This window comes from Actinomycetospora sp. (assembly GCF_055612215.1).
The window spans coordinates 1-2,095 of record NZ_JBVPVA010000523.1 but is presented as its reverse complement, the minus strand read 5'-3'; the positions used below and the strand labels follow the sequence as shown (position 1 = coordinate 2,095).

Genomic DNA, 2,095 nt, shown 5'->3' with positions numbered 1-2,095 from the left:
CGCCTGGCTGGGCCTGTTCGTCGGCGTCGTGCTCTCGCTCTTCAGCCCGAACGGCTCGATCGCCGCGATCCTCCTCGGCCTCGGCATGGGCATCGTGTTCGGCGTCGTCTCCGGTGCCATCACCTACGGCGCCAGCCGGGGCCGCCGCGACTTCACCTCCGCCAGCCAGATGGTCGCCGGCCGCTACGACGTCCTCGTCCAGCCCCGCAACGCCGAGAAGGCCCGGGACATGCTGGCCAAGCTCGCGATCGGCACCGAGCAGACCTGACGCGGCCTCAGGCGGTGACGGCCCGGCCCGTCCACGTCTCGAAGCGGCGCCAGAACAGCCGCTGGGAGAGCGCCCACAGTCGCAGCGTCCGCGGGTGGACGTGCGCGTCGATCCGCACCTCGACCTCGGTCCCGCCCGGCGCGTCGACGACGGTGATCTGCAGGCGCGTCGGGCGCAGCAGCCGGAACGAGACGGCCCAGGCGCCGTAGAGGTACTGCAGGTCGCGGTACTCGCCGTCGCGGATCTCGGCGAGGACCCCGGGCAGGTGCAGACCCGGTCCGTGGTGGGTGGTGACGACGCCCTCGTCGAACCCGCCGCCGAGGAACTCCACGCGCCACGGCGGGATCTGGGTGTCGGTGAAGGTCGCCGGGTCGACCAGCCACGCCCACACGCGGTCGCGCGGGGCCGGCGTGACGAACCGCTGGACGTGCTGGTGGATCCGCCACCCGGGCGGGACGGGCTGGTCGGGCCCGGCGAGGCTGGTCACACGGTGATGCTGCCCCGCCGGACCCGGGTCCGCCGTCCGAGGAGGTGGCCTCCGGCCCCGTGAGCACTAATCCGCCCTATGACACGGACAAGTGCTCACGAGCCTCCGGCACCTACGGCCCGCCGCCGCTCACGCCGGTCGCCCGCACCACCGACAGCGGGATGGCGACGTCCTCGAGGGACTTGCGTTCGGCGTCGATACCCAGGACCGCCGCGACCACGCCGCCGATGATCATGATCACGGCGCCGAGGATGTAGGCGTAGAAGAGGCCCGTCTCGCTCGGGGCGGTCTTCGGGCCGATCATCGCGGCGTAGACCAGGGGCGCCACCGAGCCGAAGACCTGCGCGATCGCGAAGAACACCGCGATCGCCTTCGCGCGGACCTCCATCGGGAAGATCTCCGACACCGTCAGGTACGCGGCGCTCGCCCCGGCCGAGGCGAAGAAGAAGATCACGCACCAGGCGATCGTCTGCGTCACCGCGTTGAGCACGCCGGCCCGGAACAGGAACGCGCTGATGACCAGGAGCACCCCGGCGAGGATGTACGTGCCGGCGATCATCTTCCGGCGGCCGAGCGTGTCGAAGAACCGGCCGAGCAGGATGGGGCCGAGGAAGTTCCCGATCGCGAACGGGATGTAGTAGATCGAGGTGTCCGCGTCGGGGCCCAGGTAGAAGTTCGCCAGCACGATCGCGTAGGAGAAGAAGATCGCGTTGTAGAGGAACGACTGGGTGATCATCAGGACGGCGCCGAGGGTGGAACGGCCCGGATAGGTCCGGAAGAGCACCCGCAGCAGCGCGATGTACCCGGTCTGCGGCGTGGGCGTGATCTCCAGCGCCCGGGTCTCGTCGACCGGATCGACCTCCCGGCCCGTCGCGGCGACCTCGCGCTCGATGTACTCGATCGACCGCTCGGCCTCGTCGCCCCGGCCGTGCATGATCAGCCAGCGGGGGCTCTCCGGCACCGCCCGGCGGAGGACGACGATCACGATGGCCAGCACCGGACCGATGAGGAACGCGATCCGCCAGTCGAGGTTGGGGCTGATCGCGCCCGAGAGCAGCGGGTACTGGATGGCGGCGGCGATCGCGGCGCCCGCCCAGTACGTGCCGTTGACGGCGATGTCGGTCTGGCCCCGGTAGCGGGCGGGGATCAGCTCGTCGATGGCCGAGTTGATCGCCGCGTACTCGCCGCCGATGCCGGCGCCGGCGATGAACCGGGTCGCGTAGAGGAACGTCAGCGACAGGGCTCCGGAGCCGATCGTGAGGGCGGTGAGGGCGCTGCCGCCGAAGTAGATCGCCAGCGTGATGAAGAACAGTCGGCGTCGGCCGAGCCGGTCGGAGAGG

Annotated in this window: 2 protein-coding genes and 1 pseudogene; 1 reads left to right on the top strand and 2 read right to left on the bottom strand. The window is 70.8% G+C overall.

Going from position 1 to position 2,095, the window contains the following annotated elements; translation table 11 throughout:
• Nucleotides 1-268 (top strand): annotated as a pseudogene (locus tag AC0CYZ_RS14655) (general stress protein); the annotation flags it as partial.
• A 7-nt stretch (nt 269-275) separates the two neighbouring features.
• On the opposite strand, the gene AC0CYZ_RS14650 reads toward AC0CYZ_RS14655, so the two are convergent.
• Together AC0CYZ_RS14650 and AC0CYZ_RS14645 are read right to left on the bottom strand one after the other, a co-directional pair.
• Nucleotides 276-755 carry a hypothetical protein gene (locus AC0CYZ_RS14650; RefSeq protein WP_472216540.1) on the bottom strand — a complete coding sequence of 160 codons (480 nt, stop codon included), beginning with the start codon at nt 753-755 and terminating at the stop codon, nt 276-278.
• A gap of 112 nt (nt 756-867) precedes the next feature.
• Nucleotides 868-2,095 (bottom strand): MFS transporter (locus tag AC0CYZ_RS14645; protein WP_472216538.1); only part of this gene is annotated, 1,228 nt, incomplete at its 5' end.